Annotated in this window: 16 protein-coding genes, 1 pseudogene and 1 other annotated feature; of the genes and pseudogenes, 6 read left to right on the top strand and 11 right to left on the bottom strand. The window is 54.0% G+C overall.

Features of this window, described 5'->3' with window-relative positions; all coding sequences use genetic code 11:
- Positions 1–65: 65 nt before the first annotated feature.
- A complete protein-coding gene (locus tag ACSOSI_RS14285) occupies positions 66–362 on the bottom strand; it encodes a YciI family protein (protein ID WP_476705654.1) in 297 nt (98 codons plus the stop codon).
- 181 nt (positions 363–543) lie between these two features.
- On the opposite strand from ACSOSI_RS14285, the gene ACSOSI_RS14280 reads away from it, so the two are divergent.
- The 4 genes from ACSOSI_RS14280 (at position 544) to ACSOSI_RS14265 (ending at position 4686) form a co-directional block, all read left to right on the top strand.
- Positions 544–1197, top strand: coding sequence for an epoxyqueuosine reductase QueH (locus tag ACSOSI_RS14280; RefSeq protein WP_017893038.1), 654 nt, complete (start codon positions 544–546; stop codon positions 1195–1197).
- Positions 1198–1434: 237 nt separating this feature from the next.
- The gene (tonB, locus tag ACSOSI_RS14275; protein ID WP_261098294.1) at positions 1435–2175 is read left to right on the top strand and encodes a TonB system transport protein TonB; all 741 of its coding nucleotides are present in this window, start codon (positions 1435–1437) and stop codon (positions 2173–2175) included.
- A gap of 328 nt (positions 2176–2503) precedes the next feature.
- A complete protein-coding gene (gene tsgA / locus ACSOSI_RS14270) occupies positions 2504–3721 on the top strand; it encodes an MFS transporter TsgA (protein ID WP_012145408.1) in 1218 nt (405 codons plus the stop codon).
- Positions 3718–4686, top strand: coding sequence for a nucleoside hydrolase (locus ACSOSI_RS14265; protein ID WP_017893036.1), 969 nt, complete (start codon positions 3718–3720; stop codon positions 4684–4686). The genes tsgA and ACSOSI_RS14265 overlap by 4 nt, the downstream gene beginning before the upstream one ends.
- A gap of 18 nt (positions 4687–4704) precedes the next feature.
- Here the strand turns inward: ACSOSI_RS14265 and ACSOSI_RS14260 are convergent, their stop codons facing one another.
- The 3 genes from ACSOSI_RS14260 to ACSOSI_RS14250 form a co-directional block, all read right to left on the bottom strand.
- Positions 4705–5730, bottom strand: a complete 1026-nt coding sequence (locus tag ACSOSI_RS14260) for a LacI family DNA-binding transcriptional regulator (protein WP_218216540.1) — start codon at positions 5728–5730, stop codon at positions 4705–4707.
- A 250-nt stretch (positions 5731–5980) separates the two neighbouring features.
- On the bottom strand, positions 5981–6409 hold the full coding sequence (gene yciA / locus ACSOSI_RS14255; RefSeq protein WP_012145405.1) for an acyl-CoA thioester hydrolase YciA: 429 nt from the start codon (positions 6407–6409) through the stop codon (positions 5981–5983).
- 75 nt (positions 6410–6484) lie between these two features.
- Positions 6485–7024 (bottom strand): septation protein A, encoded by a 540-nt coding sequence (locus ACSOSI_RS14250; protein ID WP_012145404.1) that lies wholly within the window; start codon positions 7022–7024, stop codon positions 6485–6487.
- Between the two features lie 234 nt (positions 7025–7258).
- On the opposite strand from ACSOSI_RS14250, the gene ACSOSI_RS14245 reads away from it, so the two are divergent.
- The gene (locus ACSOSI_RS14245; RefSeq protein ID WP_476705653.1) at positions 7259–8962 is read left to right on the top strand and encodes a SulP family inorganic anion transporter; all 1704 of its coding nucleotides are present in this window, start codon (positions 7259–7261) and stop codon (positions 8960–8962) included.
- A 46-nt stretch (positions 8963–9008) separates the two neighbouring features.
- Here ACSOSI_RS14245 and ACSOSI_RS14240 read toward each other — a convergent pair whose 3' ends face one another.
- The gene (locus ACSOSI_RS14240) at positions 9009–9761 is read right to left on the bottom strand and encodes a YciC family protein (RefSeq protein WP_012145402.1); all 753 of its coding nucleotides are present in this window, start codon (positions 9759–9761) and stop codon (positions 9009–9011) included.
- Between the two features lie 355 nt (positions 9762–10116).
- Between ACSOSI_RS14240 and ompW the strand changes: the two genes are divergently transcribed.
- On the top strand, positions 10117–10761 hold the full coding sequence (ompW, locus tag ACSOSI_RS14235) for an outer membrane protein OmpW (RefSeq protein ID WP_017893033.1): 645 nt from the start codon (positions 10117–10119) through the stop codon (positions 10759–10761).
- Positions 10762–10808: 47 nt separating this feature from the next.
- Here the strand turns inward: ompW and ACSOSI_RS14230 are convergent, their stop codons facing one another.
- From ACSOSI_RS14230 to ACSOSI_RS14205, 6 genes and pseudogenes are all read right to left on the bottom strand, one after another.
- Positions 10809–11123, bottom strand: coding sequence for a BON domain-containing protein (locus ACSOSI_RS14230; RefSeq protein ID WP_012145400.1), 315 nt, complete (start codon positions 11121–11123; stop codon positions 10809–10811).
- A 218-nt stretch (positions 11124–11341) separates the two neighbouring features.
- The gene (gene trpA, locus ACSOSI_RS14225) at positions 11342–12148 is read right to left on the bottom strand and encodes a tryptophan synthase subunit alpha (protein ID WP_017893032.1); all 807 of its coding nucleotides are present in this window, start codon (positions 12146–12148) and stop codon (positions 11342–11344) included.
- Positions 12148–13341: a tryptophan synthase subunit beta gene (gene trpB, locus ACSOSI_RS14220; protein ID WP_172491194.1), complete on the bottom strand. Its 1194-nt coding sequence runs from the start codon at positions 13339–13341 to the stop codon at positions 12148–12150. Before trpB ends, trpA begins: the two co-directional genes overlap by 1 nt.
- A 28-nt stretch (positions 13342–13369) precedes the next feature.
- Positions 13370–14731 carry a bifunctional indole-3-glycerol-phosphate synthase TrpC/phosphoribosylanthranilate isomerase TrpF gene (gene trpCF / locus ACSOSI_RS14215; RefSeq protein WP_476707274.1) on the bottom strand — a complete coding sequence of 454 codons (1362 nt, stop codon included), beginning with the start codon at positions 14729–14731 and terminating at the stop codon, positions 13370–13372.
- A gap of 3 nt (positions 14732–14734) precedes the next feature.
- Positions 14735–16330: pseudogene (trpD, locus tag ACSOSI_RS14210) on the bottom strand (bifunctional anthranilate synthase glutamate amidotransferase component TrpG/anthranilate phosphoribosyltransferase TrpD).
- Positions 16330–17892 (bottom strand): anthranilate synthase component 1, encoded by a 1563-nt coding sequence (locus tag ACSOSI_RS14205; RefSeq protein ID WP_476705652.1) that lies wholly within the window; start codon positions 17890–17892, stop codon positions 16330–16332. The pseudogene trpD and the gene ACSOSI_RS14205 overlap by 1 nt, the downstream one beginning before the upstream one ends.
- A gap of 25 nt (positions 17893–17917) precedes the next feature.
- Positions 17918–18021: a sequence feature (Trp leader region), on the bottom strand.
- Positions 18022–18121: the final 100 nt, after the last annotated feature.

Raw genomic sequence — 18121 nt, 5'->3', positions numbered from 1 at the left:
AATTTAGCGGGAAAGGTGATAATGCCTAACCCGCGGCAGCAGAATCCAGCGGGTCGTGATTAAAACTAGAACACCTGTTTAAAGGGTTTAACCGTCACGTCAGCATAAACGCCGGCGTCAACGTAGGGATCCTGCTCGGCCCAGGCTTGGGCGTCTGCCAGTGAGGCGAATTCCGCAATCACCGTAGAACCGCTGAAACCGGCACTGCCTGGGTCGTTGCTGTCGATGGCAGGATTGGGACCGGCCACCACCAGACGGCCTTCATCACGCAGTACCTGCAGGCGTGCCAGGTGGGCCGGGCGTACCGACAGGCGATTTTCCAATGAATTGGGTACGTCTTGTGCGTAGATCAGATAAAGCATGTTTCACCTTTAAAATCATTGCTATAGAACGGTAAATGTAAAGTAGCGCAAAAGGGGATACATGGGAATGCCTGCCCGTTGGAATTTGCCTGCGGCTGGCGCTTATGCCTTGAAGCGACTAGCTTTTATTCGTATAGTGCGGCCGCGCAATTTAATGAGACAAGGATCCAGAGGTGAGGAAATGACGGAACTGGTTAGAGATAAACTCGACTTGCCTGAAGGCAAAAGCAAACTGCTACTGCACTCTTGCTGTGCGCCTTGTTCCGGTGAGGTGATGGAAGCTATTCAGGCTTCTGGCATCGAATACGCCATTTTCTTCTATAACCCGAACATTCATCCGCAAAAAGAATATCTGCTGCGCAAGGATGAGAACATCCGTTTTGCCGAGCAGCACGGCGTGCCTATTATCGACGCCGATTACGATACCGATAACTGGTTTGCTCGCGCCAAAGGAATGGAGCACGAACCTGAGCGCGGGATCCGTTGCACCATGTGTTTCGACATGCGTTTCGAACGCACTGCGCTGTACGCGCATGAGCATGGCTACGACACCATATCCAGTTCGCTGGGAATTTCACGCTGGAAGAATATGCAGCAAATCACCGACTGCGGCGTGCGCGCAGCGGAAAAATACCCGGACCTGGAGTATTGGGATTACAACTGGCGCAAAAAGGGCGGTGCGTCGCGGATGATTGAGATCAGCAAGCGGGAACGCTTTTATCAGCAGGAGTACTGTGGCTGCGTCTATTCGCTGCGTGACAGCAACCTGCATCGCAAGGCGCAGGGCCGGCCGTTGATCAAACTGGGCGTGCTGTATTACGGCGATGAAGAGTAACGCTGCATTGGTGACGAATGACCCGCTACGGCGGGTTTTTTATTTTCGGCGGCGGTAAATCAGGTTAATGAAGCGTGTAAAAGCCTAAGTAAAAAGGCAAATGAAAGGTTAATATCCCCATGAGTTTGCAGGTTTTAGCGATGAATAATGACGATTAGAGCGATAGTTTGCCATTCGTTATTGAATATGATTGCTATTTGCATTTAAACTTGGCGAACCAGAGGAAACAGAATCATTATGCCGCTAAAAAAGATGTTCCTTAATCGCCGTTTGTCCGTGCCAATTATCCTGTCTGTTGGCTTACATAGCGCCCTGGTGGCGGGTCTGCTCTATGCTTCTGTCAAGGAAGTGATGGAGTTGCCTAAACCTGAAGATGCGCCGATCAGCGTCATGATGATCAATACCGCCGCGATGGCAGAGCCGCCTCCGCCTGCACCGGCCGAACCTGAGCCAGAGCCGCAGGTAGAGCCGGAACCGGAGCCGGAACCGCTCCCAGAGCCACCGCCGAAGGCGATACTGAAGCCGGAGCCGGTAAAACCCAAGCCGAAGCCAAAACCGAAGCCGAAGGTCGAAAAAACGGTTAAGCGTGAACCACAGAAAGCCGAACCGCGTGAGCCGTCGCCGTTTGAAAATAACCAACCGGCCAAGCCTATCGATAAGGCCCCGGTGAAGCAGGGGCCGGCAGCACCGATTCAGGGCAATTCACGAGATGTGGGGCCGAAACCGATCAGCCGTGCCGATCCGATTTATCCACCGCGTGCCAGAGCGTTGCAGATTGAAGGCAATGTGCGGGTGCAGTTTGATATCGACAGTGATGGTCGTGTGAGTAACGTGCGTATCCTGTCTGCGGAGCCGCGCAATATGTTTGAGCGTGAAGTGAAACAGGCATTACGCAAGTGGCGTTATGAAGCCAAAGAAGCGAAAGATCGTACCGTAAACATTCGCTTTAAAATTAATGGCACCACGGAAATGAACTGACACTGAGATGGTTTTTTTATAACGAAGAGGGTCGCCATGCGACCCTTTTTGCTGTCTGCGACCCGGTAAAACATCGTCTTCGCTTTGAAATTTTGTTGGAAATAAAAGAGTGTAACGATAAACCTTTAGTTGATTCGCCCCTGGCCTAATGAATAAAAACCCTACTCTGGGGTTAATTCTCTGGATTTACCTCAAAAAAACACGATCCCCATCCCACTTGTCGTATTAATAACAGCCTTCTGAACGAATTGTGAACCCGATCACTTCAATAAAAAGGTGCATAAAACAAAATAAATTGGTGTAACGTTAAACCTTTTCAGGGAAAGCTATGAGTTCTTACAAAGCAAGTTTACTGTCAGTCTCATTTATGACCTACATGGTGATGGCCGGACTCCTCACTCAAATAGGCATTGTCATTAGTCCGATGTCTCAATATCTGGATATCAGTATTACGGACGCCGCGGCCATGTTCTCGTACCTGACCGGCGGTACTCTCCTGGGGACATTCATCTCGATGGTGGTGTATTCCCGATTTGAGATCCGCCACATTTTGCGAGCCACCTATGCAATTTTTCTGATTGTTATGGCCGCATTGGTCTTTCTCGAGGTCAGAAATCCGTTCGTCGTCTCGTTTTATCTGTTTGTTTTGGGAGCCTGCTGCGGTACCGGTTTGTCAGGTGGTGCCGTACTGATCTCCAAAGTTTTTGATGAAAACAAACGCGCTTCCGCCTTTATCGCCACCGACTGTGCATTTAGCGCATCAGGTTTTATTTTTCCATCGGTGGCGACAATGATCATCGCTGCCAACATGCAATGGACCAATGCTTACGGATTGGTCGGCATTATTGCCGCACTGGTGTTTATCAGCACCTTTGTTTTGCAATACCCGAAAGGGGATTTGGCGGAAAACACGAGAGGTGAAGCCAACGCCAGCGCTTCCGGATTTAACTTCAAACAGATTATGACCCCCAGAGTGATTCTGATGGGGCTAGCGCTGGGTATCTATCTGTTCGCCCAAAGCACTTTCCTGACCTGGTCGCCCAGCTACCTGCAGCAGGCGTTTGGTTTATCTTCGACGGATTCCGGTGCGGCAGTGCGAAATTATTGGGGGCCATCCGTGTTTGGCCTAATCGCCGCCGCCATATTAGTGAATAAGATCCCCGCGAGGGTCATGTTGGTGACGGTCTCTGTCATCGCCATTGTCGTAACCTTCTACTTAAGCATGACCCATAGCCCGAAAGTCTTTTTGACCGCCACCCTGGGGTTCGGTTTCCTGACCTCGTGTGTCTATAAATTAGGGATTTCTGTTGGCTCTCAGCAGGTTAAAAACTCACCCGCGGTGCTCGTCACCTTCTTGCTGACGTGCGGAACCCTTGGCAGCACCATTTCACCGGCCTTGTCTGCCGCCATGGTTGCGCGGTTCGGGGTTGCCAGTGCGATGGTCATGACCGCCCTGGGTTTTACTGCCGTATGCGTTTGCGTTGTCGCCTGCCTGATCCTTGAGAAGGTTGAAAATTCCAAGTCCACAAAGGAAATTTACTTATGAAGAGAAAAGTCATTTTTGATACGGATCCCGGTATTGATGACACTATGGCGATGCTATTGGCACATGCCAGTGACCAGATCGAGCTGGTGGGCATTACCACGGTTTTTGGCAATGCGACCATTGAGAATGCCACAAGAAACGCCCTGTATATAAAGCAGCGGTTTGGCCTGACTGCGGATGTCGCCGTGGGCGCGGATACGCCTTTGGTGGTAGCGGCGGGTGAGGCGACCACTTTCGTTCACGGCGAAAATGGTTTGGGGGATATAGATATCCCCGCGGGGGATTACCAGGGTATTGATAAGCGAGCGGCACATGACTACATCATCGATAGCGTAAAAGCGCATCCCGGTGAAATCACGCTGATTGCCGTCGGCAGGTTGACCAATCTTGCCCTGGCGGTTGAAAAGGATCCCGGCATCGCCAGCCTGGTTAAAGAGGTGATTATTATGGGTGGGGCATTTGGCCATAACGGTCATACGGGCAATGTTACCCCTTTTGCCGAGGCCAATATCATCGGTGATCCCCATGCAGCCGATAGGGTGATGACTACCGACTGGCCGGTTACCGTCGTCGGACTGGATGTCACTCAGCAAACGGTGATGAGCAGCGAATATATTGAGCGGTTGCGCATCAATTCAGCCCGGTACGGTGAATTCATTTACCAGATCACGCGTTTTTACGCTGATTTTCATAAGAGGGAGATCGGCATGGATGGATTCTATGTACATGACTCCTCGGCCATTGCCTATGCCATTGCGCCCGAGTTGTTTGACGTAAAAGTCGGTGCTGTACGGGTGATTACCGAGGGGCCGGCCATCGGGCATACCCTGCTTAAGGAAGGGGCGAAACCTTACCCTATCGATGAGTGGAGTGGCAAACCTCAGCAACGGGTCTGTGTTCAGGTTGACCATCGGGGTGTGCTCGATCTCTATATGGCAACCATGGCGGAGAGGGTTACCGCTTAGACTACGCGTTTTTGACGGTCATTTGCCAAAATCGGTGGGTTCACTGACTGAGCCCCTGACAACCAGGCTGGGCGTGGCGGATATTATTGCTTTACTGCCTGGGGTGGACATTTTCATGCTCAACCCTTCCAGCGCCTGGTAAGCAATGTCGTCCAAAGGAATTCTGACCGTGGTGAGTGACGGGAAAGACAATTTGGACATTTCTATATCATCATAGCCAATGACCGAGAGTTCTCTGGGTATTTTCAAACCTAACTCATTCGCTGCATTTTGTACGCCAATGGCCATTAAGTCGTTATGACAGATAATGGCCGTTGGCAACGCCACGGAGGAAAATAGTTGATACATGGCATCAACGCCACTCTGATAGGTGTAATTCCCTTCGATAAAATCGACCGCGTCTTCCGGCAGGTTAAAATCTGCAAGTGCCTTTTTCAAACCCGCGATGCGATTCACCGTGGTTTTTAACGCTTTTGGGCCGGTAACGCAGGCAATTTTTTTGTGCCCTTTGGACAGCAAAAACCTGCCGGCTATGTAGCCGCCGGTCTCATTGTGTAAATTGAATTCCGTACCGCCGCACAGGCTCATTACATCACCGATATCGAAAGCGATGGCAACGACGGGGACCGCATGGATATGTTTGATTACGTTATCGATTTTATCGCGCTTTAACGAGATAAGGATGATTCCGTCAACACGACCCGACATCAGATTAATGTAGGTGTGTAAATCCTCTTTATCTTTATGGCGGAAGCAGGAGATAACGGTAAAGTCTTGCTTGAAGCACTCATTTTCCAGCTTGAAGAATAACTCGGAGAAAAAGGGATTTTGGTCAACGATGGAAATGATGCCAATACTTCTCAGGCTCGCAGAGCTTTTCTTCAATGAGGCGGCCAGGGCATTGTGTCGGTAGCCGGTAGCTTGAATAGCCTCCAGAATGTTATGCCGGGTATCATCTTTGAGCTTTTTTTTATTATTAATAAAATTCGATACTGTCGTTACAGAGACACCGGCATGGAGTGCAACGTCTTTAAGGGTAGCCATTCTCTACTTATAACCTCAGTTTTATGTCACAAGATGGATTGATAGTGCGCATCCCTTAACAGAATACCCATAGGCGCCCCAGGTCGTGAGGGTACCCGGTTGATTATACACAAGCAAAATCAAGATTCAGGCCTTTAACGTTCAAAAGGCGTTATCGAAACTGGGTATTGCGGCACCGGGTAATCAGCATCAATAAAAAAACCCGATGGGTCACATCGGGCTTTTTGAAAAAGAATCCTGGCGCTAAGGCTTATTCTTCGAATCCGACGCGGAAGTTCATCTTGCCATCGGGCAGGGCGCGTGAATTGCCTTCATCGTCTACGGCAACATAGGTAAACACCGCTTCGGTGGCGCGATAGCGCTGGCCGATAGGGGCGGAAGACACTTTCTTGACCCACACTTCGATATTGATGGTGATCGAGCTGCGTCCGGTACGGATACAGTGCGCGTAGCAACATACCACGTCACCTACCGCGACCGGCTTCAGGAAGGTCATGCCATCCACACGCACGGTGACTACGCGGCCTTCGGCAATTTCTTTGGCCTGAATAGCGCCGCCGATATCCATCTGCGACATCAGCCAGCCGCCAAAAATATCGCCGTTGGCATTGGTATCTGCCGGCATTGCCAGCGTTCGCAGCACCATTTCGCCACTGGGTAAAGGTCGTTGTTGAGTCATAGCTGTCTGCTTATCAAAGAAGGGATTTCACTATACTGCCCGTAGCAAAGGCCACGGGCATTAACAATTTTGTAACTATTTTTTCTGTTCTTCCGGCATGTGCCGATAAATATATACGCCGCTGAGCAGAGTAAAGACCAGCGTCAGCGCGGTCAGGCCGAACACTTTAAAGTTAACCCAAACGCTCTGAGGCAGCCAGAAGGCGACGTAGATGTTTGCCAGGCCGCAGACCAGGAAGAACACCGCCCAGGCCAGATTGAGGCTGTTCCAGACCTTATCCGGCAGCGTCAGCTCTTTGCCCAGCATGCGTTGCACTAACGGTTTTTTGAGCACCAGTTGGCTGATCAGCAGCGCCAGCGCGAACAGGGTATAGATGATCGTCACTTTCCACTTGATAAACAAATCGTTATGGAACACCAGCGTCAAAGTGCCGAACACCAGCACCATCAGGAAGGTGATCAGCGTCATCTTCTCGATTTTGCGGTATTTGAACCAGGTGAACACCAGCGCCAGGGCGGTAGCAACAATCAATGCGCCAGAGGCCACATAGATATCGTAGAGCTTATAAAAAGCGAAAAAGACAATTAACGGGAGGAAATCAAGAAACTGCTTCATAAATCAATCCATCATCTGTTTATCGGCCGACTATACCGGATTTGGCGGGCTCTGTGTACCGCTGGCAACTGCTGATTATCGGCGTTTGGCCGCCGGATTTCCGCCATGAAAGCAGGAATTTGCATAAACTTACGATTGGGGTCGCGAGTTCGCGGCGGGCAGATTGCCAGCACGGCATTGGCATCGCATGATACGCGCAATAATAGCCGGATAATTTATAACGGAAAACAGTTTATGCAGTGGAAATCTCTCCAGGCGCTTACGCCCGGTTTGACGCATTTATTAGGGTATCAACGCAGTTGGCTCAAACCGGACATCCGCGCCGGGCTTTCCGTCGCCGCCGTGGCCTTGCCGGTAGCGATTGCCTACGCCGAATTGGCCGGAGTCAGCCCGATAGTGGGGTTATATTCCTGTATTTTACCCATGGTGGCCTATGCGTTTTTCGGCTCCTCACGCCAACTGATTGTGGGGCCGGATGCGGCGACCTGTGCAGTGATTGCCGCCGTTGTGACCCCGTTGGCGGCGGGTAATATGGAACGCCACTGGCAATTGACCATTATGATGACGGCGATGATGGGTGCCTGGTGTCTGTTGGCCAGCCGCTTCAAACTGGGCGCACTGGCCGATTTACTCTCACGGCCGATACTCAGCGGGTTGCTGAACGGCGTGGCGGTTACCATCATGGTCGATCAGATTGGCAAGGTGTTCGGATTTGGCGTGCACCCGGCGCAGCTGATCGAACGTATTTACGCGTTGCCAGGCAACCTGATGCACAGTGATTGGCTGACCATGGCGGTCTCGTTACTGGCTTTGGTTACGCTGATCGGGTTTAAAAAATGGCGTCCCAACTGGCCGGCACCGTTATTTGCCATTGTTCTGGTCACGTTTATTACCTGGGCATGCAAGCTGCAGCAGCATGGCGTGGTGACGGTCGGCGGCTTTAGTGATGTCTTGCCGATAGTACAGTGGCCGGATTTTCAACCGGGTTTGCTACGTGACATGGTGATCCCGGCGCTCAACCTGGCCGTCGTCAGTTTTGTCAGCATGATGCTGACCGCCCGAAGCTTCGCGGCGAAAAACGGTTACGAGGTGAATGCGGATGCCGAGTTTCGTGCGCTCGGGCTGGTGAATATCGTCTCGGCGCTGTCGCAGGGGTTCGCCATCAGCGGGGCGGATTCACGCACCGCGGTCAATGATGCCAACGGCGGCAAGAGCCAACTGGTGTCGATCATTGCGGCGGCGGTAATTGCCTTCGTGCTGTTGTTCCTGATGGCGCCGCTACAGTTTATTCCGGTCGCGGGGTTGGGCGTGGTGTTGATGTACGCCGCCTGGTCGCTGCTGGATATTCGTGGCATCTGGATCATGCGGCGACGCAATGCCCAGGCCTTCCGGCTGGCGATGTTTACCTTCCTTAGCGTATTGCTGGTCGGGGTGATCAGCGGCATTGGCCTGGCGGTTTTACTGGGCCTTATGCAGTTTCTGCGCACGGTGTTCCGCCCGACTGAGCAGCTGTTGGGCGTCAACGAAGAAGGGATGATCCACTCGATGGGCAACAATAACGGCATTAAAGCGGTACCCGGTGTGATGATGTATCGCTTCAACTCGCCGCTGACCTATTTCAACGTGGCGTATTTCAAACGGCGGATCCTGAACCTGGTGGACAGCACACCGTTCCAGCCGCGTTGGGTGGTGGTGGACGCCGTTGCCAGCTTTACCCATGCCGATATCAGCGTACTGGCGGCCATCGACGAATTGAAACGTGATTTGTTACAGCGTAACGTGAAGCTGGTGCTGGCAGGGCGACGAACCGAACTGACGCGCTGGTTCCGTATTAATCGGATGGGGCGCGACCGGGAATTGATCCTGGTACCGGATTTGTACCTGGCGCTAAAGCTGATCCAAAGTAAGGAACAGGCGGAACCGACCGCGGCTCAATAAACAAAAAGGCACGCCGAAGCGTGCCTTTTGGATTTCTACCGCAAGATTAGCTGCGCAGCAGCATATACAGACGGAACAGGTAAATCAGCAACAGGGCCGAAACCAGGTTGCTCAGGGCGGTCAGCACCACGCTGGCGACGTTCGGGGTCAGCACCGAAAGGTGGCTCACCATAAACAGCACCAGCAGCTTGGCTGCCAGCCACAGCATCATCGCCGGAACAATCACCCGCGCATTGGCGAACGCCAACTTGCAGCTCAGCTTAATCGAGGCGAAAACGCCTTTCTTGTCGGTAGCCGTAATCACCGGCGCCAGCGAGAAGGCTATCGCCATGATCACGCCCGGCACCACAAACAGCGTCAGACCCAGCTGGATCAACAGCGTGCAGATAAACAGCAGCAGCAGTAAACGCGGCAGTTCCGGCGCGGAAGCACCGATAGCGCGCAGTGCGCTGATGCGCTGCCCCTGAGAAACCAGACGAATCAATGTCAGCATCCCGCCAACCAGCAACACGTTGCCCACTAAGGCGGAAAAAGTGGCGGCGGCTGAAACCTTCAATAACACCATCTGTTGCTCAGGCGTCATTTGTTGAATGATTTCCTGAATCCCCATACCGGCGGATGCAGCAAAGTCACCTTCCGTTGCGCTCAGGATCTTCAACTGCTCGACGTCAGGGCTGAAAGCCTGATTGAGCAGCACAGAAATGAACGCGGTCAACAGCGCCAGCATCAGAATACTGGTCAGTTGGTTACGGAAAAAATTAAAACTGTCACGGTACAACGTGTTGGCCGTGATAGGCATGCAGACTCCTTGGCATCGAGAAACAGAGATAAATCAAAATCAGTGGGCGATTGTACCCTGTTCCAGGCCGCTGTGGCACCCCGCGAAGTGCACTGTGACGATTTCTTCTGCAATCAGCCTCATCGACATTCCCCGTCGTCTTTCAAGTCGCGTCCTGGCAACTGAACATGTAGATAATTTGCAACAAAAGGCGTTTTTTGATTCAGATCAATCCTTGATTTATTAGCCTCTTAGGTAACCTTGTTTTTAGTAGGAATTAAAACTTTTACACATAAGATGTGATCTCGATGGGATCATAAATACCCGTAAGTAGGTATATTCCCCCTGGATGATAACCACACAAATGGAATGGATAATGAAAAAGACAACTCTGGTGGTATTGGCGGCGATGATGGCCCCTATGTTGGCAAGTGCGCATCAGGCAGGCGATTTTCTGTTCCGCGCAGGCGCTGCTACTGTGCGGCCAAACGCCGGATCGGACGACGTGCTGGGGCAAGGCTCATTCAGTGCCGACAATAATACCCAGCTTGGTCTGACCTTCGGCTATATGGTAACGGACAATATTGGCGTCGAACTGCTGGCCGCAACGCCGTTTCGCCACAAGGTAGGGCTGAATGGTGGCGCAGTGAACGGCAACATCGCGACGGTACACGATTTGCCCCCGACCCTGATGGCGCAATACTATTTTGGCGACAAACAGGACAAACTGCGTCCGTACCTGGGGCTTGGCGTTAACTACACCACCTTCTTCGATGAAAAATTCAACGATAACGGTAAAAGTGCCGGGCTGAGCAACCTGAGTTTAAAAGACTCGTGGGGCGTAGCCGCGCAGGCGGGCCTGGATTACAACCTGGATGAACACTGGATGCTGAACATGTCAGTGTGGTGGATGAACATCGAAACCAAAGCTCGCTTTGACGATGCGGACGGTAACCATCACAGCATTGATACGCGTTTGGATCCGTGGGTGTTTATGTTCGGGGCAGGGTACCGCTTCTGACAGGGGTGAAACAGGGAGGCGCATGCAGCGCCTCCGTTTTACTTTTACTACTTGATATTCATGACGTTCTCAACGGATTTCACACCCGCTACGCCACGAGTCACCTGTACCGCACGGTTGGCATCGGCGCTTGAGCTGACAAAGCCGCTCAGTTGCACACGACCTTTAAAGGTCTCGACGCTGATTTCGGTAGATTTGATGGTTTTATCCGCCAACAGCGCTGACTTCACCTTGGTCGTCACTACCGTATCGTCAATATAACCGCCAGTCCCTTCAGATTTCGCTGTTGGCGCGCAGGCACTCACTGCGAATGCCACAACGGCTGCCATGCATAAGACCGAAAGGGTTTTAAATAGCTTCATAAATTACTCTCCATGCAATGTTATTGTTGAAACTACATTTGGGTATTCACCTGAAAACATAGCGCATTCCCCCGAATAAAGAAATGCCCAACGCGCAAGGTTAATTGTGAGACAAGAATTGGGTTTGTTCAAATCCAGGCTGTAAAAAATAGCACAACTTTTAAGAGAAACAATATGTTAACAACGGACACAGGTCCTCTGCGCCCGTTGCTGGCCAATTATGCCCGGGTTGCGGCTTTCATCTCACTGACGAAGGTCGCCAGTCGCGCCAGCATTTCGGCCGGTTGCGTATGGTTTTGTTCGATAATCTTGACGATCGCCGAGCCGGATATCGCCCCGGCAGCCCCGGCCTGCAGTGCATCACGCACCTGGGCCGGCTCAGAGATACCAAAGCCTTGCAGCGGTGGTGCTGCATGGTATTCACGCAGTTTGTTCACCAGATGATGCAGTGGCAACTGGGCGCGGCTTTCGGTTCCGGTTACCCCTGCACGTGACAGCAGGTAGGTGTAGCCCCGGCCATGTGAGGAGATTTCACGCAGCAAATCGTCGTCTGCATTGGGCGGGCAGATAAAGATCGGCGCGATGCCATGGCGGATAGCGGCGGCACGGAAAGGCGCGGACTCTTCATACGGCACGTCGGCAATCAGCACCGAGTCTACGCCCACTTCGGCACAGCTTTGGTAAAACGCATCGATACCTTTATGGAACACCAGGTTGGCATACATCAGCAGGCCGATCGGAATGCTGGGGTGTTTCTGGCGGATGGCAGCCAGCATTTCGAAACACTGAGTCGGCGTGACGCCAGAGGCGAATGCGCGCAGCGCCGCACTTTGAATGGTTGGACCGTCAGCCAGCGGGTCGGAGAACGGGATACCCAACTCCAGCGCGTCGGCACCGGCTTCAACCAGGGTATCGATGATTTGCAATGACAATGCCGGGTTAGGATCGCCGAGGGTCACGAACGGGACGAAGGCGCCTTCCTTGTTGCTTGCCAGGCGGTCGAACAGTTGCTGGTAACGTTCCATCAGATTTCTCCCCGTGCTTTCAGAATGTCGTGAACGGTAAATATGTCTTTGTCGCCGCGGCCGGACAGGTTAACCACCAGGATCTGTTCCTTTTGCGGTGTTTCACGGATCATTTTCAGCGCATGCGCCAGGGCGTGGGAAGACTCCAGCGCCGGGATAATCCCTTCGCTACGCGACAGCGCCTTGAATGCGTCCAGCGCTTCGTCATCGGTAATCGACACATATTCGGCTCGACCGATGCTGTTTAGATAGGCGTGCTGCGGTCCGACGGAAGGGAAGTCCAGCCCGGCGGAAATGGAGTAGGACTCTTCAATCTGGCCTTCGGAAGTCTGCATCATCGGCGCTTTCATGCCGAAATAGATGCCGACGTGACCGTGTTTCAACGGCGCGCCGTGCTGACCGGTTTCGATACCCAGACCGGCAGGCTCAACGCCGATCAGCCCTACGCTGGTATCATCGATAAAGTCGGCAAACATGCCGATGGCGTTGGAGCCGCCACCCACGCAGGCCAGTACCGCATCCGGCAGGCGACCTTCGCGTTCCAGCATCTGCGCTTTGGTTTCTTCACCGATCATGCGTTGGAACTCACGCACGATAGTAGGGTACGGGTGTGGGCCGGCAGCGGTACCCAACATATAGTGGGCGGTTTCGTAGCTGCCGGACCAGTCGCGCAGCGCTTCGTTACAGGCGTCTTTCAGCGTAGAAGAACCGCTGTGTACCGGGATCACTTCCGCACCCATCAGGCGCATGCGGAATACGTTAGGCGACTGGCGTTCAATATCTTTGGCACCCATATAGATGCGGCATTTCAGACCGAGCAAGGCACAGGCCAGGGCCGAGGCAACGCCATGCTGACCGGCACCGGTTTCGGCAATGATTTCGGTTTTACCCATGCGTTTGGCCAACAATGCCTGACCCAACACCTGGTTGGTTTTATGCGCGCCGCCGTGCAGCAAGTCTTCACGCTTCAGGTACAGCTTGGTTTTGGTACCGGCCGTGAGGTTTCTGCACAGCGTCAGCGCCGTTGGGCGACCGGCGTAGTTTTTCAGCAGGTCAATAAATTCAGCCTGAAACTCTGGGTCGCGCTGAGCGCTGACAAAGGCTTCTTCCAGTTGTTTTAGGGCCGGCATCAGAATCTGCGGCACATATTGGCCACCAAATTCGCCGAAGTAGGGGTTAAGCAGCGTCATTATAGTTCCCGTTATTATCCGTTAATGATCTTCAGTAAGCGCGCAGGGTCTGGAACACCGCCGTGAGGCGGGCAGGATCCTTAATGCCGGGCTGGCTCTCAACGCCGGAGTTAAAGTCCAGACCGGCACAGCCAAGTTTGGCCGCGTCAACACAGTTATCCGCGCCCAGGCCACCGGCCAGCATCACGTTCTCCAGGTTTTCGCCGTGCAGTACTGACCAGTCGAAACGCTGCCCGGTACCACCCGCGCCGTTATCCAGCAGATAGCGGTCAACGTGCAGCAAATCGCGCTTTGGCAAATGGTCTTTTACGCTCAGCGCTTTCCAAATTTGGCAGTCGGCCGGCAGTTTGGCACGCAAGGCGGTGATATAGGCTTGATCTTCAGCGCCGTGCAGTTGCACCGCTTTCAGGCCCAGGCGCTCGACGGTCTGTACTACCGTCTCTACCTGCGCGTCACAGAACACGCCGACGTATTTTAGCGGTGCACCGGCAATCACTTCGCGGGCACGATTGATATCAACATAGCGCGGCGAGCGCCCGACAAAAATCAAACCCCCGTAGACGGCACCGGCCTGATAAGCCGCGGCAGCATCCTGTGGACGGGTCAGCCCGCAGACTTTATTGTCGCCCAGTATCACCCGGCGAACGGCTGCGCGCAGGTCAGTTTCCGACATTAATGCGCTGCCAATCAGGAAACCGTTGGCAAAGTGGCTCAATTCGCGGATCTGACCGTAATTGTTGATGCCGGACTCGCTGATCACCGTCACGCCGTGTGGCACGCGTGGTGCCAACTGACGGGTGCGATCCAGATCGATACTCAGGTCGCGCAGGTCACGGTTATTGATGCCCACCACGCGCGCTTCCAGAGCAATGGCCCGTTGCAGCTCTTCTTCGCTGATCACTTCGGTCAGTACACCCATGTTCAGGCTATGGGCCACTGCGGCTAACTTGCGGTATTGCTCGTCGTCAACCACCGACAGCATCAGCAGGATGGCATCGGCCTGATAGAAACGCGCCAGATAGATCTGATACGGGTCGATAATGAAATCTTTGCACAGCACCGGCTGTGTCACCGTTTTGCTGACCAGCGGCAGAAAATCGAAGCTGCCCTGGAAGTATTTTTCGTCTGTCAGCACCGAAATTGCCGAGGCAAAATCTTTGTAGACCGAAGCTATTTCTACCGGATCGAAGTTTTCGCGGATCAACCCTTTGGAAGGGGATGCCTTTTTACATTCAAGAATAAACGCCGTTCTGGCTCCCTCTAACGCGTGGTAAAAACCGCGTTCGCTTGGGACGATTTCATTTTGAAAACTGGCCAGTGGCTGTTGTTGCTGTCGTGCTGCGACCCATTGCGCTTTGTCACGAACAATCTTGTTGAGCACGGTTTCCTGCATCATTTATCCTCTTGCTGCCAGTGCGGTGACACGCTCGTAAGCCTGCCCGCTGTGAATCATGTCCAGTGCCTGCTGCGCATTTTGGCGCAGGTCTTCATGCCCGAATAACTTCAGCAGCAGCGCCACATTAGCGGCTACCGCAGCGGCGTGCGCCGGGTCACCTTTACCTTGTAACAACCTTGCCAGAATGTCACGATTTTCTTCCGGCGAGCCGCCCAGCAGGGCTTCCAGCGGATAGCTTTGCAATCCGAAGGACTGCGGCGTCAACTGATAGCTTTCAATTTCGCCGTTGTTCAGCTCGGCCACGTGGGTCGTTGCATGGATCGCCACTTCGTCCATACCGCCGCCGTGTACCACGGCCGCCCGTTGATAACCCAGTACGCGCAGGGTTTCGGCAATCGGCAACACCAGTTCCGGGCTGTAAACGCCGATCAGCGCCAGCGGTGGGCGTGCCGGGTTAATCAACGGGCCGAGCACGTTGAACACCGTGCGGGTTTTCAACTGCTGGCGTACCGGCATCGCATGGCGGAATCCGGTGTGGTACTGCGGGGCAAACAGGAAGCACACGCCCAGTTCGTCCAGTGCCTTACGTGCTTCTTCTGCCGGCAAATCCAGACGAATGCCAAATGCTGCCAGCAGATCCGATGAACCCGACCGGCTGGAAACGCTACGGTTGCCGTGTTTGGCCACTTTGGCGCCGCACGCCGCCGCCACAAAGGCGCTGGCGGTGGAGATATTAATACTGTTGGTGCCGTCACCCCCGGTGCCGACGATATCGGCAAAAGGGTAATCCGGGCGCGGGAACGGCAGGGCATCGGCCAGCAGCGCTTTGGCTGCACCGGCGATCTCTTCCGGGTGTTCGCCGCGGATCTTCATGCTGATCAGTGCGGCGGCCAGTTGGCTTGGCTCCAGTTCACCGCGCACGATGGCGCTGAATAACTGCTGGCTTTCCTGCTGGTTCATCGACTCTGAACGGTACAGTTTTTCAAGAATAGTTTGCATCGTCGTTTCCCCTCGTTATTTCGCCAGCGCCCAGGCCAGAGTCTGCTCAAGCAAACGCGCGCCATGGGTGGTCAGGATCGATTCCGGATGGAACTGGAAACCGCATACGCGATGCTGGTCATTACGCACTGCCATCACCATCTCGTTAAAATGGGCGTTAACGGTGAGTTCGGTCGGGATATTGCTGCCAACCAGTGAGTGGTAGCGTGCTACCGGCAGCGGGTTCGCCATACCGGCAAACATGCCTTCGCCGTCATGACTGATGGCCGAGGCCTTGCCGTGCAAGATCTCACCGGCCTGGCCGACGTGGCCGCCATAGGCTTCGACAATCGCCTGATGTCCCAGGCAAATACCGATAATGGGTAACTGGCCGCGCAGGCGCTGCAACAGCTCCGGCATGCAACCGGCTTCGGACGGGGTACCCGGACCCGGTGACAGCATCAGCACCGGTTGCTCCATCTGCTGCAGGCGTTCGATAATCACGTTGGCAGAAATCTGGTTACGGTAAATCACTACCTGATGGCCGCTGGCGCGCAGCTGATCGACCAGGTTGTAGGTAAAGGAATCGACGTTATCGAGCAGTAAGATATCGGCCATCAGAACACCTCCTTGGCCTGGTGCGCGCTGGCAATGGCACGCAGCACGGCACGTGCCTTATTACGGGTCTCATCGGCTTCCGCCTGAGGAACAGAATCCAGCACCACACCGGCACCGGCTTGCACGGTAGCAATGCCGTCTTCAACATACGCGGAGCGGATGACAATACAGGTATCCAAATCGCCGGTGGCGGTGAAATAACCGACCGCACCGCCGTAGCTGCCGCGGCGGGTGCCTTCAGAGGCGGCGATTAACTGCATGGCGCGCACTTTGGGGGCGCCGCTCAGGGTGCCCATGTTCATACAGGCCTGATAAGCGTGCAGCACGTCGAGGTCGGCGCGCAGGGTGCCGATCACACGGGAAACCAGGTGCATCACGAAAGAGTAGCGGTCCACTTTGGTCAGGTCGGCCACATAGCGGCTACCGGCCTGACAGATGCGCGCCAGATCGTTACGTGCCAGATCGACCAGCATCAGGTGCTCGGCCAGTTCTTTATGATCGGTCCGCATTTCCAGCTCGATACGGCTGTCGAGATCCAGATCCAGCGAACCGTCGGCGCGACGGCCGCGAGGACGGGTACCGGCAATCGGGTAGATCTCGATCTGGCGGTTGCCGGCGTCGTATTTCAGCGCGCTTTCCGGCGAAGCACCGAACAGGGTGAACTCGTCATCCTGCATATAGAACATGTATGGGCTTGGGTTGTTGTCCTTCAGCGTTTGGTAAGCGGCCAACGGTGCCGGGCACGGCAGTGAGAAACGGCGCGACGGCACCACCTGGAAGATTTCGCCCTGACGGATGGCCTGTTGCAATTCGCTGACAACTGCACCATATTCTTCATCGGTCTGGTTACAGCTCAGTTGCATGTTTTCCAGCTTCTGGTGCGGGATCGGCTGTGGGGTCTGTTTCAATTGCAGCTGCAACTGCTCCAGGCGCTGTTGCAAGCGCTGTTCTTCTGCCGTATCGGCCGTGAAAACGCTGGCCTGCAGACGGGCAACGCCGCGTTGATGATCCAGTACCAACAAGGTTTCCGCCAGATAGAAGCAGAAGTCCGGGCAGCGGTTTTCCTGACGCAGCGGCGGCAGGTCTTCGAACCCGGCGACCAAGTCGTAGGCAAAGAGTCCGCCGAGCATCACCGCTTCACGTTCGTCAGCCGGGGAGCCAACCAGTGTCAGCAGGGTGCGCAGTGCATCAAACACCGACAGCGAACGCAGGCGGGCATCTTCATCCTGAATCGCATCAATCACCGGGAAAGTCAGTTCACGTCCATTAGGACGCACCTGGTTCTGGACTTCTGCCGGCAGGGCCTCATCCAGCAGCGGCAGCATCGCCGCGCCGTTGGCGGTCAGCGCATGCAGCGTCACGGTGCGGCCCAGTGCGGTGATGCGCAGAGCGCTGTCAATGACCAACAGGCTCTGCAGGTTTTGCTTGCTGTTGATTTCAGCTGATTCCAACAGCAGGGTGGCCGGACGAGCGCCGCACAGCTGGTGGAAAATGGTGGTCGGATCGCCCCGGTAACTGGCCTCCGCCTTCAGTAGTTTGAGTTGTGGTTTGATGTTCATCATTGGTGGTTCCAGTTAAAATTTGTCCATAAAAAAGCCCGCGTTACCAGCGGGCTTAGGGAATCTGCAGTGTCAGATGACAGGTATGCGTGATTACTCCGCCCGAAAAAGGGAGTGACGCCACCAACGAAGAAGAGAAGTTTGCTTATTCATTTCTATGCTCTCTTGTTTATCATCCAACCAGGGAACTGCCCTGAACTTGTGTACTAGTTAACTGGTTCGCAGGAATAAA

It is taken from the genome of Serratia sp. AR11 (assembly GCF_056376275.1).
This window is presented reverse-complemented; position numbering and strand designations above follow the sequence as displayed.

Bases quoted from the DNA above. Each gene is read 5' to 3' on its own strand.
- ACSOSI_RS14240 (WP_012145402.1), bottom strand. From the start codon at position 9,761: ATGCCTATCACGGCCAACACGTTGTACCGTGACAGTTTTAATTTTTTC.
- ACSOSI_RS14285 (WP_476705654.1), bottom strand. From the start codon at position 362: ATGCTTTATCTGATCTACGCACAAGACGTACCCAATTCATTGGAAAAT.
- ACSOSI_RS14265 (WP_017893036.1), top strand. From the start codon at position 3,718: ATGAAGAGAAAAGTCATTTTTGATACGGATCCCGGTATTGATGACACT.
- ACSOSI_RS14245 (WP_476705653.1), top strand. From the start codon at position 7,259: ATGCAGTGGAAATCTCTCCAGGCGCTTACGCCCGGTTTGACGCATTTA.
- ACSOSI_RS14260 (WP_218216540.1), bottom strand. From the start codon at position 5,730: ATGGCTACCCTTAAAGACGTTGCACTCCATGCCGGTGTCTCTGTAACG.
- trpA (WP_017893032.1), bottom strand. From the start codon at position 12,148: ATGGAACGTTACCAGCAACTGTTCGACCGCCTGGCAAGCAACAAGGAA.
- trpCF (WP_476707274.1), bottom strand. From the start codon at position 14,731: ATGCAGGAAACCGTGCTCAACAAGATTGTTCGTGACAAAGCGCAATGG.
- ACSOSI_RS14250 (WP_012145404.1), bottom strand. From the start codon at position 7,024: ATGAAGCAGTTTCTTGATTTCCTCCCGTTAATTGTCTTTTTCGCTTTT.
- ompW (WP_017893033.1), top strand. From the start codon at position 10,117: ATGAAAAAGACAACTCTGGTGGTATTGGCGGCGATGATGGCCCCTATG.
- tonB (WP_261098294.1), top strand. From the start codon at position 1,435: ATGCCGCTAAAAAAGATGTTCCTTAATCGCCGTTTGTCCGTGCCAATT.
- yciA (WP_012145405.1), bottom strand. From the start codon at position 6,409: ATGACTCAACAACGACCTTTACCCAGTGGCGAAATGGTGCTGCGAACG.
- ACSOSI_RS14280 (WP_017893038.1), top strand. From the start codon at position 544: ATGACGGAACTGGTTAGAGATAAACTCGACTTGCCTGAAGGCAAAAGC.
- ACSOSI_RS14230 (WP_012145400.1), bottom strand. From the start codon at position 11,123: ATGAAGCTATTTAAAACCCTTTCGGTCTTATGCATGGCAGCCGTTGTG.
- tsgA (WP_012145408.1), top strand. From the start codon at position 2,504: ATGAGTTCTTACAAAGCAAGTTTACTGTCAGTCTCATTTATGACCTAC.
- ACSOSI_RS14205 (WP_476705652.1), bottom strand. From the start codon at position 17,892: ATGATGAACATCAAACCACAACTCAAACTACTGAAGGCGGAGGCCAGT.